General features: G+C 70.3%; 26 protein-coding genes. 7 read left to right on the top strand and 19 right to left on the bottom strand.

Features of this window, described 5'->3' with window-relative positions; genetic code table 11:
- Positions 1-23 precede the first annotated feature (23 nt).
- Positions 24-665, top strand: coding sequence for a MarR family winged helix-turn-helix transcriptional regulator (locus PV646_RS16535; RefSeq protein WP_500342719.1), 642 nt, complete (start codon positions 24-26; stop codon positions 663-665).
- Between the two features lie 6 nt (positions 666-671).
- Here PV646_RS16535 and PV646_RS16530 read toward each other — a convergent pair whose 3' ends face one another.
- Both PV646_RS16530 and PV646_RS16525 read right to left on the bottom strand, forming a co-directional pair.
- The gene (locus tag PV646_RS16530; RefSeq protein ID WP_500342717.1) at positions 672-1,346 is read right to left on the bottom strand and encodes an MOSC domain-containing protein; all 675 of its coding nucleotides are present in this window, start codon (positions 1,344-1,346) and stop codon (positions 672-674) included.
- Positions 1,346-2,014, bottom strand: coding sequence for a type 1 glutamine amidotransferase (locus PV646_RS16525; RefSeq protein ID WP_500342715.1), 669 nt, complete (start codon positions 2,012-2,014; stop codon positions 1,346-1,348). Before PV646_RS16525 ends, PV646_RS16530 begins: the two co-directional genes overlap by 1 nt.
- Before the next feature lie 112 nt (positions 2,015-2,126).
- Between PV646_RS16525 and PV646_RS16520 the strand changes: the two genes are divergently transcribed.
- A complete protein-coding gene (locus tag PV646_RS16520; protein ID WP_500342714.1) occupies positions 2,127-2,531 on the top strand; it encodes a Fur family transcriptional regulator in 405 nt (134 codons plus the stop codon).
- 17 nt (positions 2,532-2,548) lie between these two features.
- On the top strand, positions 2,549-4,015 hold the full coding sequence (locus PV646_RS16515; protein WP_500342713.1) for a catalase: 1,467 nt from the start codon (positions 2,549-2,551) through the stop codon (positions 4,013-4,015).
- 10 nt (positions 4,016-4,025) lie between these two features.
- On the opposite strand, the gene PV646_RS16510 is transcribed toward PV646_RS16515, so the two are convergent.
- From PV646_RS16510 to PV646_RS16495, 4 genes are all read right to left on the bottom strand, one after another.
- The gene (locus PV646_RS16510) at positions 4,026-4,505 is read right to left on the bottom strand and encodes a MarR family winged helix-turn-helix transcriptional regulator (RefSeq protein WP_500342712.1); all 480 of its coding nucleotides are present in this window, start codon (positions 4,503-4,505) and stop codon (positions 4,026-4,028) included.
- A gap of 43 nt (positions 4,506-4,548) precedes the next feature.
- Positions 4,549-5,139: a nitroreductase family protein gene (locus tag PV646_RS16505; RefSeq protein WP_500342711.1), complete on the bottom strand. Its 591-nt coding sequence runs from the start codon at positions 5,137-5,139 to the stop codon at positions 4,549-4,551.
- Positions 5,140-5,162: 23 nt separating this feature from the next.
- Positions 5,163-5,813 (bottom strand): GTP cyclohydrolase II, encoded by a 651-nt coding sequence (locus PV646_RS16500; protein WP_500342709.1) that lies wholly within the window; start codon positions 5,811-5,813, stop codon positions 5,163-5,165.
- Between the two features lie 181 nt (positions 5,814-5,994).
- Positions 5,995-6,438 carry a YdeI/OmpD-associated family protein gene (locus PV646_RS16495; RefSeq protein ID WP_500342708.1) on the bottom strand — a complete coding sequence of 148 codons (444 nt, stop codon included), beginning with the start codon at positions 6,436-6,438 and terminating at the stop codon, positions 5,995-5,997.
- 91 nt (positions 6,439-6,529) lie between these two features.
- Between PV646_RS16495 and PV646_RS16490 the strand changes: the two genes are divergently transcribed.
- Positions 6,530-7,042: a GNAT family N-acetyltransferase gene (locus PV646_RS16490; protein WP_500342706.1), complete on the top strand. Its 513-nt coding sequence runs from the start codon at positions 6,530-6,532 to the stop codon at positions 7,040-7,042.
- An 80-nt stretch (positions 7,043-7,122) separates the two neighbouring features.
- On the opposite strand, the gene PV646_RS16485 is transcribed toward PV646_RS16490, so the two are convergent.
- From PV646_RS16485 to PV646_RS16475, 3 genes are all read right to left on the bottom strand, one after another.
- On the bottom strand, positions 7,123-7,416 hold the full coding sequence (locus PV646_RS16485) for a DUF4342 domain-containing protein (protein WP_500342705.1): 294 nt from the start codon (positions 7,414-7,416) through the stop codon (positions 7,123-7,125).
- Positions 7,413-8,684 carry a CynX/NimT family MFS transporter gene (locus PV646_RS16480; protein ID WP_500342703.1) on the bottom strand — a complete coding sequence of 424 codons (1,272 nt, stop codon included), beginning with the start codon at positions 8,682-8,684 and terminating at the stop codon, positions 7,413-7,415. Before PV646_RS16480 ends, PV646_RS16485 begins: the two co-directional genes overlap by 4 nt.
- 77 nt (positions 8,685-8,761) lie before the next feature.
- A complete protein-coding gene (locus PV646_RS16475; protein ID WP_500342701.1) occupies positions 8,762-9,334 on the bottom strand; it encodes a malectin domain-containing carbohydrate-binding protein in 573 nt (190 codons plus the stop codon).
- Between the two features lie 205 nt (positions 9,335-9,539).
- Here PV646_RS16475 and PV646_RS16470 point away from each other — a divergent pair, with 205 nt between their 5' ends.
- Both PV646_RS16470 and PV646_RS16465 read left to right on the top strand, forming a co-directional pair.
- On the top strand, positions 9,540-10,415 hold the full coding sequence (locus tag PV646_RS16470) for a DUF1996 domain-containing protein (protein WP_500345018.1): 876 nt from the start codon (positions 9,540-9,542) through the stop codon (positions 10,413-10,415).
- 32 nt (positions 10,416-10,447) lie between these two features.
- Entirely contained in the window at positions 10,448-10,933 is a 486-nt protein-coding gene (locus PV646_RS16465) for a DUF305 domain-containing protein (RefSeq protein WP_500342699.1), read from the top strand.
- Here PV646_RS16465 and PV646_RS16460 read toward each other — a convergent pair.
- From PV646_RS16460 to PV646_RS16430, 7 genes are all read right to left on the bottom strand, one after another.
- Entirely contained in the window at positions 10,924-13,119 is a 2,196-nt protein-coding gene (locus tag PV646_RS16460) for a pectate lyase-like domain-containing protein (protein ID WP_500342697.1), read from the bottom strand. The two genes, PV646_RS16465 and PV646_RS16460, sit on opposite strands and share 10 nt — an antisense overlap.
- Positions 13,120-13,212: 93 nt before the next feature.
- The gene (locus PV646_RS16455) at positions 13,213-14,226 is read right to left on the bottom strand and encodes a LacI family DNA-binding transcriptional regulator (protein ID WP_500342695.1); all 1,014 of its coding nucleotides are present in this window, start codon (positions 14,224-14,226) and stop codon (positions 13,213-13,215) included.
- 39 nt (positions 14,227-14,265) lie between these two features.
- Positions 14,266-17,358: a PA14 domain-containing protein gene (locus PV646_RS16450; RefSeq protein WP_500342693.1), complete on the bottom strand. Its 3,093-nt coding sequence runs from the start codon at positions 17,356-17,358 to the stop codon at positions 14,266-14,268.
- Between the two features lie 169 nt (positions 17,359-17,527).
- Positions 17,528-18,172, bottom strand: coding sequence for an HAD-IA family hydrolase (locus PV646_RS16445; protein ID WP_500342691.1), 645 nt, complete (start codon positions 18,170-18,172; stop codon positions 17,528-17,530).
- Between the two features lie 8 nt (positions 18,173-18,180).
- Complete coding sequence (locus PV646_RS16440) at positions 18,181-18,438, bottom strand: DUF6510 family protein (RefSeq protein ID WP_500342689.1); 258 nt, start codon at positions 18,436-18,438, stop codon at positions 18,181-18,183.
- 13 nt (positions 18,439-18,451) lie between these two features.
- Positions 18,452-19,189 carry a ferredoxin reductase gene (locus PV646_RS16435; protein WP_500342687.1) on the bottom strand — a complete coding sequence of 246 codons (738 nt, stop codon included), beginning with the start codon at positions 19,187-19,189 and terminating at the stop codon, positions 18,452-18,454.
- Complete coding sequence (locus tag PV646_RS16430; RefSeq protein WP_500342685.1) at positions 19,159-19,758, bottom strand: sulfite oxidase-like oxidoreductase; 600 nt, start codon at positions 19,756-19,758, stop codon at positions 19,159-19,161. The genes PV646_RS16435 and PV646_RS16430 overlap by 31 nt, the downstream gene beginning before the upstream one ends.
- Positions 19,759-19,813: 55 nt before the next feature.
- On the opposite strand from PV646_RS16430, the gene PV646_RS16425 reads away from it, so the two are divergent.
- Positions 19,814-20,593, top strand: a complete 780-nt coding sequence (locus tag PV646_RS16425) for a crotonase/enoyl-CoA hydratase family protein (RefSeq protein ID WP_500342683.1) — start codon at positions 19,814-19,816, stop codon at positions 20,591-20,593.
- A gap of 88 nt (positions 20,594-20,681) precedes the next feature.
- Here the strand turns inward: PV646_RS16425 and PV646_RS16420 are convergent, their stop codons facing one another.
- From PV646_RS16420 to PV646_RS16410, 3 genes are read right to left on the bottom strand one after another with little or no spacing between them, the layout of a single operon-like run.
- The gene (locus PV646_RS16420; RefSeq protein ID WP_500342682.1) at positions 20,682-22,862 is read right to left on the bottom strand and encodes a penicillin acylase family protein; all 2,181 of its coding nucleotides are present in this window, start codon (positions 22,860-22,862) and stop codon (positions 20,682-20,684) included.
- Positions 22,863-22,872: 10 nt separating this feature from the next.
- Positions 22,873-25,164 carry an ABC transporter permease gene (locus PV646_RS16415; RefSeq protein WP_500342680.1) on the bottom strand — a complete coding sequence of 764 codons (2,292 nt, stop codon included), beginning with the start codon at positions 25,162-25,164 and terminating at the stop codon, positions 22,873-22,875.
- Positions 25,161-25,862, bottom strand: coding sequence for an ABC transporter ATP-binding protein (locus PV646_RS16410; protein WP_500342677.1), 702 nt, complete (start codon positions 25,860-25,862; stop codon positions 25,161-25,163). Before PV646_RS16410 ends, PV646_RS16415 begins: the two co-directional genes overlap by 4 nt.
- Positions 25,863-25,962 lie beyond the last annotated feature (100 nt).

The raw sequence follows: 25,962 nt of genomic DNA, 5'->3' as shown, positions 1-25,962 counted from the left end.
GCACTACGGGCGAGGCGGATCGCATGACTGACACCGACGGCACGGCCGGGCTCGACCGGCGGCTGGCCGACGCGCTGGAGCGGCTCGGGCACGGCATGCGGTCCCTGGCGCAGCGCACGGCACGGGAGCACGGGCTCTCGCCGTTGCAGCAGCAGGCCGTGCTCGCACTCGCACAGCACCCGCGCAACCGTCACGAGGTGGCGGCGCTCGCAGCGGAGTTCGACGTCACCACGCCGACGATGTCCGACGCCGTGGCCGCGTTGGAGCGCAAGGAGATCGTCACGCGCTCACCCGGGACGGACGGCCGCCGGCGCTCGCTCACGCTGACCGCCACCGGCGAGGAGGTCGCGCGTGGACTGTCCTCCTGGGACGATCCACTGACCTCGGCACTGGCGGGGATCTCCGAGCACGACAAGGCGACCACCCTGCACACCCTGCTGCGGGTGATCGGCGGCCTGCACCGCGCGGGCGTCATCAGCGTGACGCACACGTGCACGACGTGCCGCTTCTTCGGCCGCGACGAGCACCCCGACCCCGCCGTGCCGCACCACTGCCACCTGCTGCGCATGCCGCTGCCACTGGCGGGCTTGCGCACCGACTGCCCGGAGCACGAACCGGCGGACGCGCCGGCGTCGAAGCGGAAGCAGCGCGCCACCCCGCAGTGAGGTGCGTCAGCCGTGCAGGCGAGCGGCCTGGTCCTCGAGAAGCCCTTCCCGGCGCCGGTGCAGCAGCCTCACCCACGACTCGGGCAGCACGCCGTCGTGGGCGAGCAGGTGCCGGGCGGCGGCCACGTCGCCCCGGTCCACGTTGATCACCCGATGCACCTCGGCTGCCGTGATCCCGTGCGAGGGTGCGCTTTCCAGGCGCATCGCGTCACCCGCCCCGAGGTGTCCCTCTCGCAGCACCCGGCAGTAGAAGCCGGTGCGGCCCGTGCGCTGGGTCCGCACGGCCATGTCCCCGACGTCGTGCCGTGCGGCGAGCTTGAAGCAGGGTCTGCGGGGCTGGCTCACCTGCAGCAGCACCGACCCCACGGCGTAGACAGCGCCGATCACGGCGTCGCTCTCCAGCAACCCGGACGTGGTGAGGTTCTCCCCGAAACCGGGGATGGCGAGCGTTCCGACCTCCTCCGCCCAGGCCGCGTAGTGCTCACTCGGGTAGAGCAGGACCGCCTTGTCCGGTCCGCCGTGGTTGACCTGGTCCCCCTGCTCGTCACCGGCCGGCCCGAGGACACCGACGTCGACCCGGCCCGACACCGGCGACTTCGCGATCGCGGTGCTCACCTCCCGGCCTCGCCAGGGAAGTCGCCGCACCACACCGGTCGACACGACGACCACGTGCGCGCTCATCAGGACCCCACCACCGCGGCCGCGAACGCGGCCCACCGTGCGAGCACCCGCTGCCCCACCGCGGACACCGCGTCGACCTCGGCGAGGGAGATCTTCCGGCCCGCCGGCAGGTACGGCGTGATCTCCCACAGCTCCGCGGAACCGATCTCGACGTGGAACTGCAGACCGTAGGCCGTACCCACCCGGAAAGCCTGGTGCGCGTACAGGTCCGACCGCGCGAGCAGTTCCGCGCCGTCGGGCAGGTCGAACGTGTCCTCGTGCCAGTGCACGACCGGCAGCCGTGACCCGGACGGCGACAGCACGGGGTCGTCGACGGAGGTGAGCTCGACCTCGCCGGCCCCGATCTCCGCCACCGGCCCGCGATGAACAGACGCCCCGAGCGCCGCAGCGAGCAGTTGCGCGCCGAGACAAACACCGAGGACGGGTTTGCCGAGTCGGACGCACTCAGCGACCAACGCCCGTTCCTCTGCCAGATGCGGATGCTTGAGATCGTCGAACGCCCCCATCGGGCCGCCCATCACCACGAGCACGTCGAGCTGCGCGGCGGACGGCAGCACGTCCCCGAGGTCCGCGCGGACCACGGAGACCTCGCTCCCCACGGCGAACAACGCCGGAGCGATGAGACCCGGCCCTTCGAACGGAACGTGCTGGATGACGACCGAGCGCACGGAAGACCTCGTTTTCTTGAACCGGTCCGGACTACTTGCCCCGAGCGCGTCCAGCATGCCACAGTCTAGCTAGGAGTCCTAACTATCTGCGCCGCTCGACGAGGAGACCGACTTGCCCGCAGAAGACCCGGTCGCCGCCCTGCGCAGCGTCTCGCTGAGAGTCACCAAACAACGGATCGCCGTGCTGATCGCCCTGGAGCACCACCCGCACGCCGACGTCGACCAGCTGGGCCGGATCGTCCGCGAGGACATCGGTTCCGTGTCCACGCAGGCGCTCTACGACGTGCTGGCGGCGCTGTCGGACGCACGGCTGGTGCGTCGGCTCGAGACCGGCCAGCGGGCGCGATTCGAACTGCGCGACCACGCCCACGACCACGTCGTCTGCCGCGGCTGCGGCGCGGTGGCGGACGTCGAGCACGCTCCCCTGGAGTTCCCGCGGACGCACGGTTTCCGCGTCGAAGAGTCCGAGGTCCTGCACTGGGGGCTGTGTCCCTCCTGCGACCCCGGCGACCACTGATCGGAGAAGTTCACCAGATGGCGTTCGAAGACAACACCGACCCGCTGACCACGGCCGCCGGCGCCCCGGTCGCCGACAACCAGAACAGCCTCACCGCGGGCAGGCGCGGTCCCGTGCTGCTGCAGGACCTGTGGCTGCTGGAGAAGCTCGCCCACTTCGACCGCGAGGTCATCCCCGAGCGGCGGATGCACGCGAAGGGCTCCGGCGCGTTCGGCCGGTTCACCGTCACCGGGGACCTCACCGCCTACACGAGTGCGGCGCTGTTCGGCCAGATCGGCAACGAGTGCGAGATGTTCGTGCGGTTCTCGACGGTCGCGGGCGAGCGCGGCGCGGCGGACGCCGAACGGGACATCCGCGGCTTCGCGACCCGCTTCTACACCAGCGAGGGCAACTGGGACGTCGTCGGCAACAACACGCCGGTCTTCTTCTTCCGCGATCCGCTGAAGTTCCCCGACCTCGCCCGCGCCGTGAAGCGCGATCCGCGGACCAACCTGCGCGACCCCGAGAACAACTGGGGCTTCTGGACGAACCTGCCCGAGGCGCTGCACCAGGTGACGATCGTGATGAGCGACCGGGGCATCCCCCGCTCGTACCGGCACATGCACGGGTTCGGGTCGCACACCTACAGCATGATCAACGCCGACGGCGTCCGGCACTGGGTGAAGTTCCACTTCCGCACGCAGCAGGGAATCGAGACCCTCACCGACGAGCAGGCCGGTCAGGTGATCGGCCGCGACCGCGAGTCGCACCAGCGCGACCTGTACGAGTCCATCGAGAACGGCGACTTCCCGGCCTGGAAGCTCTACGTGCAGGTCATGCCGGAGGCCGACGCCGACGGGTACCGCTTCCACCCGTTCGACCTCACCAAGGTGTGGAGCAAGAAGGACTACCCGCTGATCGAGGCGGGCGAGATGTGCCTGGACCGCAACCCGGGCAACTACTTCGCCGACGTCGAGCAGGCCGCCTTCACCCCGGCCAACGTCGTCCCGGGCATCTCGCTGAGCCCGGACCGGATGCTGCAGGGACGGCTGTTCTCCTACGGCGACGCCGCGCGGTACCGGCTCGGCGTCAACCACCACCAGATCCCGGTCAACCACCCGAACGGCGCGCGGCTCGTGAACACCTACCACCGCGACGGCGCGATGAGGGTCGACGGCAACCAGGGTGGCGTCCCCGGGATCCAGCCGAACAACTTCGGCCGCTGGGCCGAGCAGCCCGCGTACGCCGAACCGTCCCTGTCCGCCGGTGACACCGCGGACCGGTTCGACTTCCGCGAGGACGACGACAACTACTACCAGCAGCCCGGAGACCTCTTCCGGCTGATGACGGGCGAGCAGCAGCAGGTGCTGTTCGAGAACACCGCGCGCGCGATCAAGGGTGCGCGCAAGGAGACCGTCGAGCGGCACATCTCCCACTGCGGCAAGGCCGATCCCGCTTACGGCGAGGGCGTGCGCAAGGCCTGCGAGGCCAACGGGGCGTTGTGACCGCAGGTGTTCAGGGGCTGGTGAGCGCCGGCAGGAGCTTCGCGGTGATCTCGCCCAGGCGGGCGACGTCCTCGTCCGACAGGTGGTCGAAGACGAGCCTGCGCACCTCGGCGAGGTGACCCGGCGCGGCGGCGCGCAGGAAGGCGTGGCCCCCGTCGGTGAGCGCGGCAACTTGGCCGCGCTTGTCCGTCGGGCACGCCCGGCGCGCTACCCAGCCGCGTTCCTCCAGAGCGGACACGGCGTGCGAGAGCCTCGTCGTGGTGGTGCCGGCCTTGCGGGCGAGTTGCGTCATGCGCATGCTGCCGTCCGGTTCGGCGCTGAGCATCGTGAGGATCCGGTAGTGCGCGTGCGTGAGGTCGGCGTCGTCGCGCAACTGCCGGTCGAGCGCGGTCGGCAGCAGCATCATGAGCTGCGTGATGTTCAGCCAGGTGGACATCTCGGCGCCGGTGAGCCACCGGGGCTCGGCGGGTGCGGGGCGAACGTCGGTCACCACGCCATCCTCCCCTCTCGCGGGCCTGCCGGGTACTGGAGCGTCACACCTGGACCGGGAGCAGGAGCTCGTCGATCGGCAGGCGCACGCGTGCGGCGGTCTCCCGTTCGGCGAAGGACCCGGTCAGCCGGGTGGGCTCGTCGCGCAGGCCGATGGCGACGACCACCAGTGGTGTCACGCCTTCCGCCGCGAGGACCGACGTGAGGCGGTCACGGTCGAAGCCGCCCATCTGGTGCACCGCGAGACCTTCGGCCTGAGCCTGCACCGACAGGTGAGCCGCGGCCTGGCCAGCGTCGTAGACGGCCCACGGCTGCGCGGCACCGTCGGCGGCCGTGGTCCGGGCCGCGACGACGATCAGCGCGGACGCGTCCCGCGCCCAGGTCTGGTTGCCGGCGGCCAGGGTCGCGAGCACCGCCTCGTGCTCGGCGGTGCCGCGATGCGCCACGGCGAACCGCCACGGCTGGGTGTTCGAGGCGCTCGGCGCCCACCGGGCCGCCTCCAGCAGTGCCGTCACCTGCTCGTCCGCGAGCTCGTGGGCCGGGTCGAACGCGCGGGAGCTCCACCGCCGTGACAGCAGCGGGTGCACCGGGACGTCCGTCGCGGCGTTCTTGTGATCGATCACGTCGAGCGTCATGGTGTGCGCAGTCCTTTGTGGAGTCAGGCGGCCGGGAGGGCGAGGGTGTGGTGGGTGCGGGTCACCTTGGCGGACAGGTAGGCGGCGTTGGCGCCGGTCAGGTGCACGCCGGTCGGCACCTGCTCGACGACCCGCACGCCGAGGGCGTCGAGCTGCAACGCCTTGTCGGGGTTGTTGCTGAGCAACCGGATCCGGTCGGCCCCGAGCGCCCGCAGCATCTGCGCTGCCGCCGAGTAGTCGCGCTCGTCCTCGCCGCGGCCGAGCGCGAGGTTCGCCTCGTAGGTGTCCAGCCCGGAGTCCTGCAACGCGTAGGCGTCGAGCTTGGCGTACAGGCCGATCCCGCGCCCCTCCTGCCGCAGGTACAGCAGGAAGCCGCCCGCCTCGGAGATGCGTTCGACCGCCTCCCGCAGCTGGGGACCGCAGTCGCACCGTTGCGAGCCGAACACGTCACCGGTCAGGCATTCGCTGTGCGGCCGCACGAGCGGCGCGGCGCCGGTGGCGAGCACGGACCGCCACTCCCCCAGCGCCAGCGCCAGGTGTTCGCGGCCGTCACCGAGCCCGGTGAACGTGAACACCTCAGCGGTGGTGGTGTACCCGTCGGAGAACTCGAGAGGCACGGTCACCTGCGTGCGGACTGTCGCAGCGGATACCGCCGACTTCACCGCGATGCCCATGCCAGCCTCCAGGTTGTTGAAGTTTCACATGCGAGTCTGCAGGCTTTATATTGAAACTTCAATAAGATGCGGCGTGGGCTACGTCACCGGAGTGCTCACGGCGTCGTTCGTGGACACGTTCTTGCGCACGATCGGCCCGACGCCCGGCGCTCACCGGGCTGCCAAAGGCGGCTGACCCGCGTCAGGACAGCTCGGCGATGATCTTCTCGATGCGCCGCGCGCGGGTCTCGGGCTGCTTCGCCGACGCCACGGCCTCGGCGCGTTGACGTTGGTTGCTGTAGGACAGCGCGGTGAACGCGGCACGGGCCGCGGGAGTCGCGTCGAGCGCCGCCGCGAGATCGCCGGGCACCTCGACGGTGCGTTCCGCGAGGTCGGGTTCCAGCGTCACCTCGACGGTCTGCCCGGCGGCGACGCCCGCGGCCTCCCGGTTGGCGGCGCTCACGCCCAGCATGAAGTCACCGCCGTACACCGCCACCGTGCTGCGGTAGGTGTGGGCTCCGATGGTCACCAGCACCTTGGGCTTCTTGCCCTGCCCCAGTGCCTCGACGACGTCCGCCGGGACGCGGAACCCGGTCGCGGTCTTGCCGTTGAGCTCGATCAGGGTGGTGAACGTGTGGCGCGTCAAGGTCCGTCCTCCCGCAGAGCGACCGTCCACCTCGGATGGTAGGTCGAAAATGGATGGTGACGGGCCTGGAACGGCCTGCAGGATGGGCGCCGTGCAGTCACCCGGAACGACCGTGATCCGCGAAGCGAGAGACGACGACTGGCCGCAGATCTGGCCGATCGTCCAGGAGGTCATCACCGAACAGCGGACCATTCCCTACGACCCCGGCATGAACGAGGACGAGGCCCGGCGGATGTGGCTGCTGGCCGCACCGGCGAGGGTCGTCGTGGCCGCCGACGGCGACCGGGTGCTCGGCACCGCGAACATGTACGCCAACCGGCCGGGGCCCGGGAGCCACGTCGCGTCCGGCACGCTGATGGTCGCGGAGAAGGCGCGGGGCACCGGTGTGGGGCGCGCCCTGACCACCGACCTGGTCGGCTGGGCGCGGCGGAGCGGGTTCGCGGCCGTCCAGTTCAACGCGGTCGTCGACACGAACACGGCCGCCGTCCGCCTCTACGAGAAGCTCGGCTTCGTCACGCTCGGCATCGCCCCAGGGGCGTTTCGCCACCCCGACCAGGGAGATGTCGGCCTGCGCATCATGTGGCTGGACCTGGCAGACCGGTGAGCCGTGCGGGGACGTCCGTTTCGCCCCTGCGAACGGGCCGATGACCCGTACTCGGACGTCCCCACCACGGCGACTACGGACTACACGCGCTCGGACTCGACCGTCGTCGTCGCGGGCTGGCTGGTGGGCTGCTGGCGGTTCTCGAGCTTGATCCCGCACTTGCCGACCAGCGCGACACCGGCACCGATGGTCGTGGCCACCGGCGCGGCGAACGCCGCGACCACACCCAGGGCGATCGGCACCTCCAGCACGACGTCGTCCTTGCTGTCACGCACGACGACGCGACGGTTGAACCCCTCGCTGACCAGCCCGCGAACGGCGTCGACCACCGAGTCGACGGCGGTACGGGTGGACTCGGGCTTGGATTCGCTCATTGCTCTCCTCGAACAGCGGATTTCCCCTTGCGAACTCCAGCCTGCCCGTCTCCGGGCCCGCTGCCATCAGGGTTCCCCCTGACCTCCTCCTGATCTGCCCTCGGGGGCAACGAGGGGACGCGGCCCACCGCGAAGGCGACGACGACCTGCACGGCGCCGAGCACGCCGACCAGCACGAGCGACGCCGTCCACGAGCCGGTGTGCTCGGCGAGGTACCCGGCCAGGACCGGGCCCACCGCGGCGAGCAGGTAACCGAGGGACTGGGCCATTCCGGACAGTCGTGTCGTGCCGTGCTGGCCGTGGCCCCGCAGGCTGATCAGCGTGAGCGCGACGACCAGCGACGCGCCCGTGCCGAGGCCGGCGATCACCGCCCACACGACGCTCCACGCCGGCAGGAGCACGAGCCCGATCACGCCGACGACCATCGGGACGCTGGCGGTGACGGCTGCCGCCACCTGGTCGTCGCCGCGCTTGAGCAGGCGCGGGATCGCGAGGCCCGAGGCGACACCGACCATCTGGTAGACGAAGAGGTGGACACCGGCCTGCTCGGCGGGCACTCCCGCGGCGATCTCGACCGTCGGGAACCAGGTGACCATGACGTAGAACGTCGTGGACTGGAGTCCCATGAACGCCGTCACCAGCCACGCGGTCGGCTGCCGCCACACGCTCACCGCCGCGTGCGGGTGCGCCGGCGCGGGTTCGGCGACCGGGCCGCCGTGCCAGGCGCGCGGCAGCCACAGCACCACGACGACCAGCGCGGGGATCGCCCAGAACGCCAGCGCGCCGCGCCAGCCCCAGGCGTGCGAGAGCGGCACCGCGACGGCGGACGCGATCGACGCCCCGACGGTGATGCAGGCGGAGTAGACGCCGGTCGCCAGCGACACGTGGTCCCGGTAGTCCCGTTTGACGACCGTCGGCACCAGCACGTTGCCGATCGCGATCGCGCACCCCGCGACGGCCGTGCCGATCCAGAGGCCGGCGGCGCCCGAGCCGGAGCGCAACGCCGTGCCGATCGCGAGCACGACCAGAGCCGCCAGCAGCGTGCGCTCCACGCCGAACCGCCGTGCCGGGTGCTGGACCAGCGGGGAGATCGCCGCGAACGCCAGCAGCGGCAGCGCGCCCAGGAGTCCCTGCGTTCCCTCGGTCAGTCCCTCTTCCGCCCCGATCTGGGGCAGCAGCGGACCGACCGAGGTCAGCGCCGGCCGGAGGTTGAGCGCGACCAGGAACACCGACGCGACCAGCACCGGCGCCCATGTGCGCACGTTCATCGTTCGACCTCCAGGAGCGCGGATGTCGAACATTTACACGTTTCACCGCCGGTGCGTTAGGACCCACGCAACGCAGGTCAGGCCACGGGCACCAGCACGATCGCGTTGACCTGCGGCTGGTCGGCCTTGCCGCGCACGAAGTCGATCCGCACCCCGCCATTCTCGTCGGCCGTCACCGGGAAGTCCTTCTCCACGCCGAACGCGGTGAGCGGGGCGTCCGCACCGGCCTCCACCGCCGTGCCGACGATGTCGAAGTCGTGCAGCACGCGGGTGCCGTTCACGTCGACGTCGAAGATCCGCTGTCCCGGCCTGGTGAAGTACCAGTCGAGGAAGTAGAGCCGCAGTTCGTACGCGCCGCCGGCGGTGAGCCCGGTGAGCTCGTAGGCCGACTCCAGGTGCCGGGCGGTGTACCAGACCTCGTTCGGGATGCGGTTCGTGACGGTGCGACTGAAGACGGTGTGCGCCCGCTTGTCCGCGGGTTTCGTGCTGGTGATGCCACCGGTGCCGAACGAGTCGGGCAGGAAGGTCGCGTCGCCCGCGCCTCCCACGTCCACTTGAACCGGGTCCGCGGCCAGTGACACCGGGGCCGAGCCGAGGAGCAGGGCGGCCGCCGCCGCGCTCGCCGCGATGAACCTGGTCAGAGTTCGCATGTCCGCACGCTTTCTGGAGGGATGCAGGAGGAGAGCGCTCTCACAACCCTGCCCAGCACCGTACGACCAGACGTCCTCAGGTGTCAAAGAACCGGTCTTGACACCTCGCACGGGGTGGCGGGAACCTGTTTGGGAGAGCGCTCTCCAAGCCGGTTCCCCACTCGGCAGGAGGACAAAGGTGTCCCGAAAACTCAGCGCGTTGACGATGACGGCTGCCCTGGTGGCAGCGGTGGTCGTGACCCAGTCGGCGCAGGCCGACGACCTGGTCACGCACCACGAGTTCCAGGCGAACTGCTCGGTCACGACCCACCTCCCGGACGACCCGATCGTCTTCCCGGGACTACCGGGCGCGTCCCACATGCACACGTTCCTCGGCAACCCCTCGACCAACGCCCGCAGCACCAACGACTCGCTCAAGGGAGCCCAGACCAACTGCAGGACGCCGGACGACAAGTCCGCGTACTGGTTCCCGTCGGTCTACAACGGCGACCAGATCGTGCCGCCGAACTTCCCGCAGGTGATCTACTACAAGTCCGGCATCCTGCGGTACCAGGACGTCGTGCCGTTCCCGCAGGGCATCCGGTTCGTGGTCGGCAGTCCCACGGCGACGCAGGAGCAGTTCCGCACCGCGCCCGGCGCGGTCGAGGGCTGGGAGTGCGGCGACAGCTTCCACAACTGGGACTTCCCGGCGTACTGCCCGCCCGGCACGCAGCTCAACGTCCGTTACCAGGCACCGAGTTGCTGGAACGGCCGTGACCTCGACTCGGCGGACCACAAGTCGCACATGGCCTACCCGGACCGCGCGACGCTGGTCTGCCCGCCGAGCCACCCGGTCGCGGTGCCGATGATCGAGTTCAAGATGGCGTTCCCGGTCTCCGGCGACATGTCCCGCGTGCGGCTCGCCAGCGGTCGCGGGTACACGTGGCACTACGACTTCATGAACGCCTGGGACGCACCCACCCAGGCCGCGCTGGTACGCCACTGCGTCAACGGCGGCCTGCAGTGCGACCCGCGCGGTTTCGACCTGTACAAGCCGAATCGAGGTGCCGCCCTCGGACCGGACTACCGGTTGCCGCGGTGAGGTTCCTCGCCTCACGCACCCCAGGGCGGCGCGTGCCCTGGGGTGTTCCCGCGTTGCTGCTGCTGGCGGGGTGCGCCGCGCCCACTCCCCCGCCGGCGCCGGTGTCCCCGTTCAACGCCACGGACACGGCGTGGGTCCAGCTGATGATCCCGATGAACGAACAGCTCCTGCCCGCTCTCGACGCGGCCCCACCGGCGTTGTCCGAGTTCGCCGCTGCGCTCAGGGCGTCGCACACGGCCGAGCTGGTCCACTTGCGACGGTTGCGCGACCGGGCCGGGCTGCCGGACACCAACCTGCACGCAGGCCACCAGATGCCGGGCCTGGTCTCCGAGGCCGACCTGCTGGCCATCCGCACGGATCCGTCGTCACTCGCGAAGAAGCTCCACGAGCACCTCGACCAGACCGCGAAACTCGCCCGCAGTGAACAGGAAAGCGGAACGGACGCCGCGACCAAGGAGTTCGCGGCGTCCGTCGAGTCATCCCGCAGGGATCAGCTCAGCAGGCTCGGTCAGGGGTAGTTGACGACGTAGCGGACCTGGTTCGCCAGGTCCGCCTGACCGCCCGTGCCGTTGATGACGTTGGCGATCGTGCCCACGCCGCCGAGCGACACCGCCACGAGATGCGTGAACCGGACACCGGACCGGTTCGGCGCCTCGAAGGCGTTGTCGGTGACCACGCTCGGATTGGCCTGGTTGAAGCAGTAGACGCCGACACCGAACGCCTGGTGCGTGGTCACGTTGTCCGCGACCTTGTACCCCGCCCAGCCGCGCTGGGACCCGTTCATCCACGCGGCCTGGTTCGGCGGGTCGTAGGGCAGCTCGTTCTGGTAGAGGTAGACGCGGCCGCCGTTGCCGTTCCAGATCAGGTTGTGCTGCTGGTAGTGCTCGACGAACAACCCGTACGCGATGACGTCGTCGCCGTTGACGATCACGCCGTTCTGGCCGGGGTTCGCGGTCCAGCTGACACCCTCACCGTGGTCCGCGCGCCACACCCAGGTGTGGTCGATGATGGTGTTGCGGCTGTTGACGCGCATGCTGACCGTCGCCTTGCCGGCCTGAGAGCCGCCGACGCGCAGGTACACGTCGTGCAGCGACGTCGGGTTGGCCGCGTGCGAGGTCGCGCTGGAGTCACCGATCTCCACCAGTACCGGGGAGTTCTGCACGCCCGCGTCGACCAGGAACCCGGCGAGCTTCACACCGTCCACATCGGACGTCGTCAGCGCCGCCTTGCCCGTGGTGGGCGTCAGCGTCGCGAGCCCCAGGCCGAGCACGACGGTGTTCGGGCGAGTGATGCGGATCGTGTCGTCGAGCTGGTGGATGCCGGGGGTGAGCAGGAGGTGTTTGCCCTGTTGCAACGCCGCGTTGATGGTCGCGGCCGGGGTGCCGGGCTTGACGATGAAGAAGTCCGCGAGTGACACCGACGTGCCGGGGTTGCCGTTCTCCCAGCTCGTGCCGCGCGAGTTCTGGCGCAGCGCGGGCAGGAAGACGCGGTACTCACCACCGCTGGTGAAGTACAGGTACGGCTTCTCACGCGTGACCGGCGAGGTGTCGACCGTGGTGTGCGACGGGTTCGGGAAGTTGTTGGGCGGCGCGCCCTGCGTCCCGGCGAACACCATGTTCCACACCGACCCGGACCAGCCACCGGCCAGGTTGCTGTTGCGGGTGAGGAACTGCTGCTGCGAACCGGAGACGGTCACGCCGTCGATCTTGCTGTCCACGATCAGACCACCACTGGCCCAGCCGTCGTAACCGTTCCACAGGTGCGCCTGGCCGCGCAGGTGCATCCGCCGGTACGCGGTGGCCTGCGAAACCGCCCAGCGCTCGATCTGGTTGGGAGGCAACGTGACCGAGAGGTTCTCGGTGCCGCGCCAGAAGTTCTGCGTGGCGTTGCCGAGGTTGTTCGGGTCGTCGCCCTGTTGCAGCCAGTCGGCCTCGACGCGGATGTGCCCGTTGATGTTCACGTCGTCCGGCATGAGACCGAGACCGGCGATCTGCGTGTAGAAGCGCAGGTTCACATCGGCGTTGTAGGTGCCCGGCTTGAACAACACCGCGTGGCGCTGCGGGCCGAACTGGTTCGTCTTCATCTGCGCGGAGATCGTGTCTAGCCGGGACTGCATCTCCGCCTGCGACGAGCCCGGTCCGTAGACGTGCACGTTCGGGCCGAAGTCGGGGTTGCGCGGGTCGGTCGGCGTGACACCCGGTGTGTCCGGGGTACCGGTGTAGACCCCCAGCTCCCACAACGAGTAGCCGTAGCCGGTGCCGCGCTGGGTGCCGAGCACGCGCAGGTAGCGACCCGAGCCCGCGACGTCGAGCGACTGGTTGCCGCCCGTGCTCGTGGTCGTGGAGTAGACGTCACGCCACGAGTTCGCGGCCGCAGTGTCGGACACCTGGATCTGGAAGGCCTTGCCGTACGCGCCCTCCCAGCTCAGGGCCACGCGGCAGACCTGCTGGGTGGAGCCGAGGTCGACCTGCAGCCACTGCGGGTCGGAGAACTGGGAGGACCAGCGGGTTCCCGCGTTGCCGTCGACGGCGGCGGACGCGGGGGTGCCGCCGTTCTCCGTCGAGGACGCGGTGGCGGGGCGGTGGAGAGCGACGTTGCCGGTGCCGCACGCGGCGGCTCCGGCCTGGGACGTGGCGCTGACGGTGGTCACCAAACACAGGGCGGCAGCGGCGAACGCGGCGGCCCTGGACAGGGTCGATCCCATGATCCTGCCTGACGGGAAAGGGCTGAAAGCCTTGGACAGGGGCGTGAGAGCGCTCTCCCAAGGGACGTTAACGCCGGGTGTCGGGCAGGTCAATCAGGCGGAGGCCCGGACGACGAGTTCCGGTTCGAAGATGACGGATCTCGGCCGTTGTCCCGGTTTTTCCAGGTCAGCGAGCAGCAGGTCGGCCATCTGCGCGGCCATCCGCTCGACGGGCTGGCGGACGGTGGTGAGCTGCGGCCGGCACGCGAGGGCCGGGGCGCTGTCGTCGAACCCGACCACGGCGACGGCGTCGGGCACGCGCAGTCCGTGCTCCAGCAGCACGTCCACGGCCGCCTGGGCCATCAGGTCGTTCGCGGCGAACACGGCGTCGAGGTCGGGGCACTCGGCGAGGAGCTGGTGCATCGCCGCCGCTCCGCTCTCGGACGTGAAACCGCCCTCGACCGTCGGGACGTACGGGAAGCCGTGGCGGGCCATGGCGTCGCGGAAGCCGGCGTGCCGGTCCTGGCTCGCCAGGACGTCCATCGGGCCGGAGATGGCCGCGATGTTGTACCTGCCCGTGGCCACCAGGTGGTCGGCGGCGAGCCTGCCGCCCGCGCGGTGGTCCATGTCGACGTAGCTGACGGGCATCGGGCTGCCGGGCCGCGCGTAGAGCACCGCGGGAACGCCGGCGTCGAGCAGGCGGGCGGGCAGCGGGTCGGCGGGGTGGGTGGACACCAGCAGCGCGCCGTCGGCGCTGCCCTGTCTGAGGAACTCGACGACCTCGGTCCGCGCGTGGTCGGAGTCGGCGAGCATGAGGACCGGGTGGACGCTGTGGCCGCGCAGGAAGTCGACCACGCCGGCCGTCACGCGGCCGAAGAACGGGTCGGTGAAGACGTCCGACCCGCCACCCGCGCCGGAGATCACCAGCGCGACCGTGCCGGTGCGGCGCGTGACGAGAGACCGGGCCACGCGGTTGGGCGTGTACCCGGTCTGCTCGATCGCGTTGCGCACCGTCTCCTGGATGTCAGGATCGACGTTCCGCGTGCCGTTGACGACACGCGAGACCGTCGCGCGGGACACTCCCGCGACCTTGGCGACGTCCTCCAGCGTGGGTGCGACCTTGCTCATGCACCGGTTGTACCACGACCGGAGAGCGTTCTCCCAACATCAAGAGGTGACGCGGACGTCCTTGATCGCACCGGGCCAGAAATCGACGTTCTGGCCGTTGTACTTCGCACGTCCCACGGTGAACGCGCCGGTGCTCACGATCGCCGGTCCCGCCGGGGCGGTCGCGACTAGCGCGCCGTCCACGTAGAGCCGGATCTCGTTGCCCTTGCGCTCTCCCTTGAGCTCGTACCAGCGGCCGATCTCGGGCGTGGTCTCGAACCGGGCGCGGTTACCACCCGGCGTGCTGAACGCGAACGCGCCCTGGCCGTACTGCAGGTAGAAGGGGTTCTCGCGCTCCCTGCCGTCCTGGCTCACCGCCGAGGCGTAGTTGCCGGGCACCTCGTCGAGACGCACCTTCGCGGACACGGTGTAGTCCTTGGTCGTGTCGACGACCGGGCCGTAGGTGTCCGCCGAGCCGTTCTTGAAGTTCAGGGCGCCGTCCTTCCAGGTGGCACCGGACGGGCTGAGCGTCAACGGGTTCTTGCCGGTCGAGTCCTTGGCGGTGGCGCCCTTGGTCTCGTTCAGCTTCCACTCGCCGCTGCCCGCGTACGGGTACGGCTTGCCCGCGTTCGCCCCGGCCTCGATGACGCGCCGGTTGATCTCGCGGACGGGACCGGGGTCGACCTTGATGCGCTTGCGGTCGTAGGTCCAGAGCCCGTTGAGCTCCCCTTCGAGGTCGGTGACCTGCGTGTAGACCGACGCGGACATCTCCTGCCGCGCCTGGCCCAGGTAGAACGTGCGGGTGTTGTCGACGTACTTCGCCGTCAGCGCCGCCTTGTCCGCCACGCCGCTGTAGATCGCGATCGGCGCGCCCGGCCACTGGTGTCCCGGCGTGCGCAGCGTGAAGCCGCCGTGCTCGCCGTCCATCACGACGCGCTTGCCGTCCGGACGGGCCGGGTCGGTGTTGTTGTAGTCGTGGTGGTCGATGACGTCGCCCTTGCCGCTGTCACCCTTGGAGGCGCAGCAGTTCACGCCGCTGTGCGCGCTGACGACCCGGCTCGGGTCGATGGCCTTGACCTCGTCGGTGATCTGACCGGTGACGTTCTTGTCCCACTCGCCCCAGCCCTCGTTGAACACGATCCAGGCGTAGATGGACGGGTAGTTCTGGAGCTGGTGCATCAGCTCCTTGCCCTCCTTGACGAACCGCTCCTGCGAGAGGGGGTTGTTGCCGTCCTCGAGGGCCACGAAGTCCTGCCACACCAGCAGTCCGAGCCGGTCCGCGTGGTAGTACCACCGGGCGGGTTCGGCCTTGATGTGCTTGCGGACGGAGTTGAAACCGAGGTCCTTCTGCGCCTGCAGGTCGAACACCAGAGCCTCGTCGCTCGGCGCGGTGTTCAGGCCGTCCGGGTAGAAGCCCTGGTCGAGCTGCATCAGGTTGAAGATCGGCTGGCCGTTGAGCGTCAGCTTCGGGGTGCCGCCGACGTTCGCGATGCCGGTGGAGCGCATGCCGAAGTAGCTCTTGACCTTGTCCTTGCCGAGCGTGATGTCGAGCTTGTAGAGGTACGGGTCGTCCGGCGTCCACAGGTGCGCGTTCGGCACCGGCAGCGTGAGGTTCGAGTTCGCCGGTCCGGTGACCGTGCCGACCTGCCTGCCCCTGGCGTCGCGCGCGACCGCGGTGACGGTGGCGTTGCCGGCGGACTTGACGTTCAGCGACAGCGAGCTCGTGGTGAGGTCCGGGGTCGTCTTGATCTCGTCGATGCCCTTGTCCGCGACCGGCTCCAGCCACACGGTCTGCCAGATGCCCGACGACGGCGTGTAGAAGATGCCACTGGGGTTGGGCGACTGCTTGCCCTTGGGCTGGTTCGGGCCGGTGGTGTCGGTGACGGCGACGACGATCTCCTGCTGACCGCGCTTGAGGGCGTCGGTGATGTCCGCGCTGAACGCCGTGTAGCCACCGGTGTGCTCGGCGACCAGCTTGCCGTTCACCCAGACCTTGGCCTCGTAGTCGACCGCGCCGAAGTGGAGCTTCAGCCGCTGCCCGGAGCCGATCCGCCAGTCGTTCGGGACGGTCACCGTCCTGCGGTAGAACATGTGGTCCTCGTGCCGTTCGAGGCCGGAGAGCTGCGACTCGACCGGGTACGGCACGATGATCTTCTCGGGGAGCTTCTTGCCGAACTGCGGCTGCTCGCCGGCCTTGGCGCCCGCGAACTCCCACGGTCCGTTGAGGTTGAGCCACTTGTCACGTTCGAGCTGCGGCCTCGGGTACTCCGGCAACGGGTTGCGCGTGTCGACCTTCTCGCCCCACGGCGTGCGGAGCCGTTCCGTGGAGACGTTGCCGGTCGTGCGCGCGGTCTTCTCGATCTTCTTTCCGTCGACCGCGAGCGCGCCCGCGCCGTCGTAGTAGATGCGGACCCGCTGGCCCTTCAGCACCCGTTCGCCCAGCCGGATCGTGGCCTTGTTCCGGTTCGTGGTGATGACCGAGATCGGGAACGGGGTGGCGTCGACCTCGACGCGCAGGTGTTCCTTCAGGTCGTTGACGCCCGTGACGCGGCCACCGAAGTCCGCGGTGAGGGTGCGCCCGTCCTTGGAGATCTCGGCCGTGCGCGGCACGACCTGGAAGTCGGCGGGCGGCGTGAACGCCGACTCCGGCACGAGCTGCTTGGGCGTGTTCGCGCTCGACCAGCGCAGGAACATGTTGGCGCCGCCGACGTCCTGGAACATCTCCATCTTGAACGCGTACTGCCGCCCGGCGGTGAGCGTGACCGGGGCGCTGGTCTGCTCGCGGTCCCAGTCGGGCACCCAGTGGTCGATCACGGACTTGTCGTCGATCAGCAGCCGGAACCCGTTGTCCCCGATGGCGTGGAACGTGTAGTCGCCGGTCTGCGGCACCGCGATCTGCCCGGTCCAGCGGGCCGTCGTGTGTTCGGTGCGGCCGGCCAGGAACCCGAACACACCGGTCAGGTCACCTTGGTTCATGTCGGCGTCGAGCACGGTGCCGGCCAGGTTCGCGAAGTCCCGCGCGCCCGGTGCCGACATGGTGAAGTACTCGCCCTTCAGGCCGTGCACGGGCTCGGCGGCACCTGCGGACGCTGTGCCGGGCGCTACGCCCAGCGCCAGCAGCAGAGCGACGAGTACGGGGGCGGCTTTCTTCATCGGCGAAGATCCCCTTCGTTTTTACAACGTTGTAAGAGCGCTCCCACACATCAACGCACACGATTCAACATCGGGGCTACGGCCGTTCGGAGGTATCGGGCATGTCAAACCGGACAAGTTTCCGGGAAATGACGCTGGTGAGTCGTGGGGTCTGGAACGGGTCCAGACCTCACGCGGGCCGGCGGAGTTCTCCGGACACCTCGAGGCCGTCGCCGCTCCACCGGACCGAACGCAGGTCCCGCACGACGATCGGCGCGGGTGTGTGCAGCGCGCCCTCGCCGACGCCGACCACGGCGGCGGCCTCGGCGGCGAGCCCCGCGGCGATCCCGTTGCCGCTGTCCTCGAAGATCACGCACTCCCCGATCGACAGCCCGAGCTTGCCCGCGGCCTTGAGATAACCCTCGGGATCAGGCTTGCCGTGCGTGACGTCGTCGCCGTTGATGACCACCGACGGCAACGGGATGCCCACCGCGGCAAGCCGGACCGTGAGCAGTTCCGGCGGGGCGGAGGTGACCAGTGCCCAGTTGCCCGGCAACGAGTCGACCAGGTCGCGGGCGCCGGGGATCGGGTCGGTCGAGCCGGCGTCGGCGACCTCGATCTCGTTGATCCGCGCCAGCGCCTCCGCGTGCGCGGATTCGGGCACGTGGAGGCGGACGGTGTCCGTGGCGCGACGGCCGTGCAGTCCACGCAGGACTTCTTCGGGGTCGACGCCGTACTCGTGCGCCCACTGCGTCCACGCGTGTTCGGCGGAGACCGTCGAGTCGGTCAGCACGCCGTCCATGTCGAACAGCACCGCCTGGCAGGCCAGGTCCATCGTTCTCCTCAAGGCAGCGGGATCTCCAGGCTCACCGTGCCGCGCAGGTCGAGCCACGCGCGGTCGCGTCCGCGCACCAGCCGCAGCACGACCTCCTCGCAGTGCGGGCAGCGCGCCACGACGCCGGGCGCGTTCTGGTAGACGCGCAGGCTCGCCACAGATCCTTTGTACCCGCAGCCCGAGCACTGCCCGGTGGCGGCCGTCAGGTCGACCGCGAAGATCTCGCGCAGGTCGCCTGCCAGCGCGTTGCCGTCCACGTGCGTCATCGGTGCTCTCCTGTCAGCCGAAGCGTTCCGTGCGGACGCGGCGGGGGTCGTGGCCCAGCGCCACGAAGATGTCGGACACCGTCTCCACGAACCCGGTCGGTCCGCACACGAAGACGTTGGGCGTGAAGTCGGCCGGCCAGGCGTGGGTGTTGAGGGTCGCGAGACCGAGACGCTTCGGTTCGGGCGCGCCCTCCGGGGCCTGTCGGGTGTAGACCACGTGGACGTCGAGCCCGCCGTCTTCACGCGCGCGGCGCCGCAGTTCGTCGGCGTAGTAGACGTCGTCGGGCGTGCGCACCGAGTAGATCAGCCGGAACGGCACCCTGCTGCCCTCCGCGGCCCGCGTGCGGATCATCGCCATCAACGGCGCGATGCCCGATCCACCCGCCACGAGCGTGACCGGTGCCTGGTCGGTCGCCCGCCACACGAACCAGCCGCCGACCGGGCCGCGCAGCTCGATCTGATCACCCGGCGAGAGCACGTCGCACAGGTACGGCGACACCTCGCCGTCCTCGACGCGCTGCACGCTCAGCTCGAACCGCTCCCCGTCCGGCGCGGAGGAGATCGAGTAGCTGCGCTGCACCGAGTAACCGTCCTCGGCGGTCAGTCGCACGTCGACGTGCTGGCCGGGCAGGTGACCGGGCCAGCCGGGCACGTCGAACACCAGGCTCCGCGCGCTCTCGGTGATGTCGGTGACCTCGGCCAGTTCGGCCACGCGCCAGGTCAGTCGCCCTGATACCGCTGCTCGCGCCATGGGTCTCCGTAGTCGTGGTAGCCCGCGCTTTCCCAGAAGCCGGGTTCGTCCTCGAGCAGCAACTGGATCCCGCGGACCCACTTCGCCGACTTCCAGAAGTACAGGTGCGGCACCAGCAACCGCGCAGGTCCGCCGTGCTCGGGCGTGAGCTCGTCATCGTCGTACCGGTACGCGATCCACGCCTGGCCGTCGATCAGGTCCTCAAGAGGCAGGTTCGTGGTGTAGCCGCCGTAGGACTGGACGAGCGCGAAGTCCGCGGCCGTCTCGACGTCCTCCAGCAGCACGTCGAGCGAGACGCCCTTCCAGCGCGTGCCGAGCTTGGACCACTTGGTGACGCAGTGGATGTCCGTCGTGATCTTCTCCGCGGGCAGCTCGATCAGCTGCTGCCACGACCAGTCGTAACGCTGACCGGCCTCGGTGTTGACCGTGAACTGCCACCGGTCGGTCGTCACGCGCGGGGTCGGCCCCGCCGTGAGGACCGGGAAGTCCTCTGCCAGGTACTGACCGGGCGGCAGTTCCACGTCCGGTGACTGGCGTCGCCCGGTGAAACCGGGAGAGACGATTGGCATCGTGCCAGTAGACGCCAGCGGCGGTCCGAACGCCACTGCTGATCACGGAGGTCACATGGACGTCGAGGTCGAGATCACCGGGACGACGACGGTGATCAGGATGAACCGCCCGGACCGGCGCAACGCGGTCGACGGGCCGATGGCCGCCGCGCTGCGCGAGGCCTTCCTGGCGTTCGAGGCGGACTCGTCGCAACGGGTGGCGGTGCTCGCCGGTGAGGGCGGGACGTTCTGCGCCGGAGCGGACCTGAGCGCGGTCGGGGATCCCGGCCGGCGCAACGAGCTGGACCCTTCCGGGGGTGGGGCCGGGCCGATGGGGCCGACCCGGCTGCGGCTGAGCAAGCCGTTGATCGCCGCGGTCAGCGGGTACGCGGTGGCCGGCGGGCTGGAACTGGCGCTGCTCGCCGATCTGCGGGTGGTGGAGAGCGACGCGGTGTTCGGGGTGTTCTGCCGGCGGTGGGGGGTGCCGTTGATCGACGGCGGGACCGTGCGGTTGCCTCGGATCGTGGGGCTGGGGCGAGCGCTGGACCTGATCCTGACCGGACGGCCGGTGGACGCCGCCGAGGCGTTGGCGATCGGGCTGGCGAACCGGGTGGTCGAGCCCGGACGGGCGGTGGAGGTGGCGGTGGAACTGGCCGGGCAGATCGCCGGGTTCCCGTTCGAGTGCCTGCTGGCCGATCGGGCGTCGACCTACGGCGGGCTGGACCTGCCGTTGGCGGAGGCGTTGCGGGCGGAGGGGGTGGCCGGGGTACCGATCGTGGCCCGGGAAGGGGTGGCCGGCGCCGCTCGGTTCGCGAGCGGCGCCGGACGGCACGGGAGGTTCGGCGCGGACGGTTGAGACCGGGAGCCAGTGGTGTGGCCCGGAACGTTGCCGCGATGCGCCCTGCTGAGCGTGGATCACCTCGCCGACGTTCCGGGACGCGCCACTAGCGCAGACGCCGGACGCTCAGGTCGGCGTTGCGCGCGATCTCCCGTTCGGTGAACTCCCCCTTCACCCACTGCTTCTTCGCGTACAGCCGCGCCTGGTCGGTGTGGTGCGGCGAGGCCGGGTCCGCGGACTGCCCGTAGACCAGCATCGAACTCATCCGCGGCCCGTTCCCGGTCAGCTCCACCGCCATCACGAAGCTGGTGCCGTGCGGGATCTCGGGGGTCTCACCCGGCCGGGGCGGACCGGACACCGAGATCACGTTGAAGCACCCCTCCGGACCTCGGCACCCCTGGACCGGGAGGCCCTCGTACCGCTGCACGGCGTCGAGCGGCACGTCCACCGCGACTCCGGCGGCCGCGAACATCCGGACCGCCTCGGCGAACGCCAGCCGGACACCGGGGTCGTCCGCGTTGATGCCGCGCGGGGTGTGGACGGGGTCGGCCGGGTCGAACGGCACCTGCCACAGCTTCGTGCCCGGACGGCCGGTCAGGGTGATGAACGAACGCCAGAAGTACGCGCCACGGCTGGTTTCCCCGGTGTCACCGGTGCCCGGCCAGGAGGCCAGCGCCGAGCAGGCCGCGCGGACGTCGACGGGCCGGCCGTCGTTGCCGGGCAGTGTCGGGTTGGCCTGGCACATCGCCACCACCGCGGAACGGCCCTGCTCGGCGGTGAGGTTGCGGTTGCCGAGCATCGCGGATTCCAGAGTGGACAGTGAGAAGTCGTTGGTGCCGATCATGTCCAGGCCCAGGCGGGTCCGAGGTGAGCGTTCCGTGCCGACGTCGCCGACGAGCGACGGGTAACCGGTCAGCGGGGCGGCCGGGTTGGTGAGCCACGGGCTGTCGTTCATGTTGCTGACGTGGTCGCGGCGGATCAGCGCGGGCAGGCGGCTCGGGCCGAACCTGCCCGGCGTCACGGCGTCGGGGTCGCTGCCCCAGCCGCAGTCCGACCGGCTGCCGTCGAGGACCACCAGGCCGATGGGCGCGTCGGCGGCGCAGCGGGCGCGCTGGTCGTCGGTGACGTGCGGGACGACCTGGACGTCGCTGTAGTAGGCGGTGCCGCTGGCGTCCGAGGCGAGCGTGTTGACCCAGGGCAGGGCCTGGTGGCGGACGAGCGCCTGGTGCAGGTCCGGCACGCTGCGGGCGCGGGCCATGGCGAGCCACTGGTCGACGACCCGCAGGTTGCCCTGGTTGGCGTCGCGCAGCACGAACGCGCTGGTGTCCGTCCACTGCAACGCGCGGTCGTCCTCGACCACCGGCCCGTCCGGGGTGCGGTAGAGGGTTCTCGTGGTGCCGCCGACGGTGACCTGGTCGGCGATCATGCGGTGGGTCTTGCCGTCCACGACGTAACTGGTCGGGTCGCCGGGCACGAGCGTGAGCTTCGAGAGCGTCATCGTCTGCGCCTCGGACGCCGTGTGGGTCCAGCCGAGCCTGTCGTTGTGGCCGATGAGGACGAGCGGCAGACCGTACAGGCCGGCGCCGCTGACGTTGAGCTCACCGGGGATCGTGAGGTGGTGCTGGTAGAAGCGCCAGGTGTCGTCCCAGTAGAAGTGCGGGTTTCCCAGTACCATGCCACTTCCGCTCACCGTGGACTCACGACCGAGCGCGATGCCGTTGCTGCCGGGGCGTTCCCGCTCGGCCCGTGCCGGTGCGGCGAGCGCGGTGCCCGGCGGCTGGGCCGAGACGAGCTGCTCCTGGAACCCCTCGCTGCCGGTCAGGCCCGCCACCTGGTGCACGCGCCGCCAGACGTCGATCTCGGTGATGGGCCGGGAGTACCGAGCGCAGGCCGCGGGCAGGCCTTTCTCGGTCAGGAACCGGTTGAACCCGGTCACGTACCCACGCACCAGGTCGCGGGCCTGCTTCGACGGGCCGTGCGCCAGCGTCCGTTCGACCACTCCGGACTGGTTGAGCCGTTGGTAGTACAGGTCGCTCGCCAAGTTCTCCTGCCCGAACCAGCGGGACCGCTCGGCCGCGAGCGTCACGACGATCTCGGCCATGGTGCAGGCGTTGTCCTCGGCGAACGCGTACCCGAGTCCTTGGCCGACACCCCGGTAGTCGTTCGCGAGCACGTGCGGGATGCCGTACGAGGTCCGTCTGATCACCGTGCCGCTTCCGGCGACGGCGGGTGGGCTGGTGGCCAGAACCCCTGCGACCACAAGCGACAACGCCAGTAATCGGCGCATGAAAATCCCCCTATTCGTTGTGCAAAACGGTGGCGATCGAGAGACGCGCCGCTCCCCTGGCCGGCACGACGGCGCCCAGCACGGCGATGGCGACGCCGGCGAGGCCCAGGAGCGCGAGCAACGGCGCGTGGTAGACGTTCATGAGGATGTCGACGGCGTCGGCCTGGCCCGCCGCCGCCATCAACGGCACGACGAGTTGGTGCGCGGCAACACCCACCGGCACACCGATCAGGCCGCCGAGCACGCCGAGCCCGCCCATGGACGTCACGAGCAGCACGGTGACCTGGCGGGGGGTCATGCCGATCGACTTGAGCATGCCCAGGTCACGGCGGCGTTCACGGGCGTTCAGCACCACGGTGTTGAACACGCCGAGTGCCGCCACCGCGCCCAGCACCAGCGTCAGCACCGCGGACGCGCCGACGATGATCACGGCGGTGGACGACGTGCCGTCGCGCGACGGCAGGATGCGCAGTCCCGGATCGGCGGCCTCCACCGCGGCGGTGAAGGCGTCGCGGTCGGCGGACGTCTGCACGACGTAGGAACTGGCGCGTGCGCCGGGGGCGAGAACATCCACTGTGGACCAGTCGGCGAAGATCTGGTCGGCGTTGTTGGTCAGCACGACGCCGACGATCCTCATCTGCGTCCGGTGTCCCCTGGCCTGCACGGTGATCGTGTCGTTCAGGGCGAACCCGCGCTGGTTCAGGAACCTGGACGGCACCGCGACCTGGCCCGGCTCGTCCGGCCAGTGCCCGCTCAGCACGCGTGGCCGGAACAGCGGGTCGCCGCGCTGGAGGTGGATCGTGGTCTCCTGGGTGCCGCCCGCGACCTCGGCGTCGACCCTGGTGGCCGCGAGCACCGCCTCGACACCGGGCAGTGCGCGCAGCATCGCCTCGGTCTCGGCATCACCCAGCTTCGGCTCCGGGTGGTCCGCCCGAGGCAGCCGCACCGGCGGAGCACCGGCGGGAGGCCCGGCCAGCAGCTCGAAGTTGCCGGGTGTCGCGTAGTCGGGGCGGACGGCGTCGTTGTAGGCGGTGACGGACGTGGTCAGGCCCGTCGCGAGCGTCACGACCAGGACGCCGAGCACGACCGAGGCCAGGGTCAGCGCGCTGCGGCCGACGCGGGCGAACGGCATTCCGAGGCCGAGGCTGACCGAGCGCGGCAACCGGGTGCCGCTCAGCCACCGCTGGATCCGCAACGCCCGCCCGGTGTGCGTGGTGGTGCCCGCGCTGATCGCCCGCGCCGCCGGCAGTCCTCGCGCCCGCAGGGCCGGGACGAGGGCGGCCGACGCCACCAGCACCGGCATTCCCAGTGCCGCGACGAGGTTCACCCACGGCGCGAAGCTCAGCTCGTCGACGCCGAAGCCCTCGACGGCGTCCTGCACGATCGGCTTGGCGAAGAGGTTGCCGGCCACCGTGCCGAGCAGGCAGCCGGCGACAGCCGGGATCGAGACCATCACCAGGTACACGGCCATCACCTGGTTCGGTGTGAAGCCGATGGCCTTGAGCATCCCGATGTGCCGCAGTCCCGCGACGACCGCGCCGCTCACGACGTTGGCGACGATCAGGACGGCGACGACCAGGCCGAGGACACCGAAGATCATCAGGAACGGGATGAACACGCCCAGCTCGGACGTCGCCTTGTCCTTGACCGTGAGGTGCGAGAGCGTGCCGAGCAGACCGTCGCGCGGCAGGGTCGCGGTGAACGCCGCCACGCCCGCCGCGCCGGTGTCGTCCAGCCGGTAGAGCATCTGCAGCGCGTTCGGGTGCAGGGCGTCGATCTGCGAGGGCGCGACCCAGGCGTCGGCGGTTCCCGTGACCGAGCGGGCGAACCCGACGACGGTCAGCGCCGGCAGGCCCGGGAGCTCCAGGCGGAAGCCCACGTCGATGCGGCCTTCGGCGTCCGGCGTGCGGTTGAGCACGATCTCCCCGGGCCCGGTGGCCCAGGTCCCCTTCCAGACCGAGAGGCGGTCGACCCGGCCGCCGGGCTCGGCCCGTCCGACGACGTTGAGCGTGCCCAGGAAGACGTCGGCGTCCGCAGTGTCCACAGTGGCCTGACGGAACGGACCGGCGGACACCCCGCGCTCCAGTTCGGCCGCGTTCACCTTCTCCGGGTCGAACTCGGCGGCCAGGTGCGCGCCCTGTTGCGTCGCGAAGGCCCGGTCGAACGGCGCGGCCGCCGCGTCCAGCAGGCCCAGCCCCATCACGAGCGTCGCACTCGCCACGCAGACGACGACACCGATCACGACCGTCTGCAGCTTCCGGCGGCGCACCGCGGCCCACGCCGCGGACCACACCGCGTTCATGCCCGCTCCAGGCTGTTCTCGCGGGCGATCCGGCCGTCGGCGACCTCGATCAGCCGGGTCGCGCAGCGGGTGGCGAGCCGTTCGTCGTGGGTCACGAGCAGCAACGTCTGGCCGATCTGGTTGAGGTCGAGCAACAGGTCCATGACCTGTTCGCCGGACTTGCTGTCGAGAGCGCCGGTCGGTTCGTCGGCGAGCAGCAGGGCGGGCCGGTTCATCAACGCCCGCGCCACCGCGACGCGCTGCCGTTCACCACCGCTGAGCTGCGCGGGGTAGATGTTCTTGCGGCTGGAGATGCCGAGCTCGCCGAACAGTTCGAGGGCGCGTGTGCGGGCCTGACCGGCTTTCGTGCCGGTGAGCTGCGCCGCGAGGGCGACGTTGTCGAGCGCCGAGAGGTCGTCCAGCAGGTTGAAGAACTGGAAGATCATGCCGATGCCCCGGCGGCGGAACAACGCCAGACCGGTCTCGCTCAGCTCCCCCAGGTTCGTGCCGTGCACGACGACCTCGCCCGACGACGGGCGGTCGAGGCCCGAGATCATGTTGAGCAGCGTGGACTTGCCGCTGCCGGACGGTCCCATCACCGCGACCGCCTCTCCGGCGCGGACGGTGAGCGACACCCCGTCCAGCGCGGTCGAGTCGCTGTACTCCTTGCGCACGTTCGTCAGCTCGACGACGGCGTCTGCGTTCTGCATGGCGGTCATCCTGCTGATCCGGGGCTGCGGGAGCGTCAGTCTGCGGAGGTAACTCGCCGCCGGGGTCATCCCGGGGATGTACGGACTGCACCTGGGGTTTGACGCGCGG

The organism is Streptomyces sp. ID05-26A (genome assembly GCF_033794685.1).
GTDB lineage: Bacteria > Actinomycetota > Actinomycetes > Mycobacteriales > Pseudonocardiaceae > Lentzea.
This window is presented reverse-complemented; position numbering and strand designations above follow the sequence as displayed.

Coding starts and splice junctions, on each gene's coding strand:
- PV646_RS16480 (WP_500342703.1), bottom strand. CDS start 8,684: ATGAACGTGCGCACATGGGCGCCGGTGCTGGTCGCGTCGGTGTTCCTG.
- PV646_RS16530 (WP_500342717.1), bottom strand. CDS start 1,346: ATGAGCGCGCACGTGGTCGTCGTGTCGACCGGTGTGGTGCGGCGACTT.
- PV646_RS16475 (WP_500342701.1), bottom strand. CDS start 9,334: ATGCGAACTCTGACCAGGTTCATCGCGGCGAGCGCGGCGGCGGCCGCC.
- PV646_RS16485 (WP_500342705.1), bottom strand. CDS start 7,416: ATGAGCGAATCCAAGCCCGAGTCCACCCGTACCGCCGTCGACTCGGTG.
- PV646_RS16425 (WP_500342683.1), top strand. CDS start 19,814: ATGGACGTCGAGGTCGAGATCACCGGGACGACGACGGTGATCAGGATG.
- PV646_RS16410 (WP_500342677.1), bottom strand. CDS start 25,862: ATGACCGCCATGCAGAACGCAGACGCCGTCGTCGAGCTGACGAACGTG.
- PV646_RS16435 (WP_500342687.1), bottom strand. CDS start 19,189: ATGGCGCGAGCAGCGGTATCAGGGCGACTGACCTGGCGCGTGGCCGAA.
- PV646_RS16445 (WP_500342691.1), bottom strand. CDS start 18,172: ATGGACCTGGCCTGCCAGGCGGTGCTGTTCGACATGGACGGCGTGCTG.
- PV646_RS16470 (WP_500345018.1), top strand. CDS start 9,540: ATGACGGCTGCCCTGGTGGCAGCGGTGGTCGTGACCCAGTCGGCGCAG.
- PV646_RS16430 (WP_500342685.1), bottom strand. CDS start 19,758: ATGCCAATCGTCTCTCCCGGTTTCACCGGGCGACGCCAGTCACCGGAC.
- PV646_RS16505 (WP_500342711.1), bottom strand. CDS start 5,139: ATGACGCTCGACGTGATCGATCACAAGAACGCCGCGACGGACGTCCCG.
- PV646_RS16420 (WP_500342682.1), bottom strand. CDS start 22,862: ATGCGCCGATTACTGGCGTTGTCGCTTGTGGTCGCAGGGGTTCTGGCC.
- PV646_RS16515 (WP_500342713.1), top strand. CDS start 2,549: ATGGCGTTCGAAGACAACACCGACCCGCTGACCACGGCCGCCGGCGCC.
- PV646_RS16415 (WP_500342680.1), bottom strand. CDS start 25,164: ATGAACGCGGTGTGGTCCGCGGCGTGGGCCGCGGTGCGCCGCCGGAAG.
- PV646_RS16500 (WP_500342709.1), bottom strand. CDS start 5,813: ATGGGCATCGCGGTGAAGTCGGCGGTATCCGCTGCGACAGTCCGCACG.
- PV646_RS16535 (WP_500342719.1), top strand. CDS start 24: ATGACTGACACCGACGGCACGGCCGGGCTCGACCGGCGGCTGGCCGAC.
- PV646_RS16450 (WP_500342693.1), bottom strand. CDS start 17,358: ATGAAGAAAGCCGCCCCCGTACTCGTCGCTCTGCTGCTGGCGCTGGGC.
- PV646_RS16455 (WP_500342695.1), bottom strand. CDS start 14,226: ATGAGCAAGGTCGCACCCACGCTGGAGGACGTCGCCAAGGTCGCGGGA.
- PV646_RS16460 (WP_500342697.1), bottom strand. CDS start 13,119: ATGGGATCGACCCTGTCCAGGGCCGCCGCGTTCGCCGCTGCCGCCCTG.
- PV646_RS16440 (WP_500342689.1), bottom strand. CDS start 18,438: ATGACGCACGTGGACGGCAACGCGCTGGCAGGCGACCTGCGCGAGATC.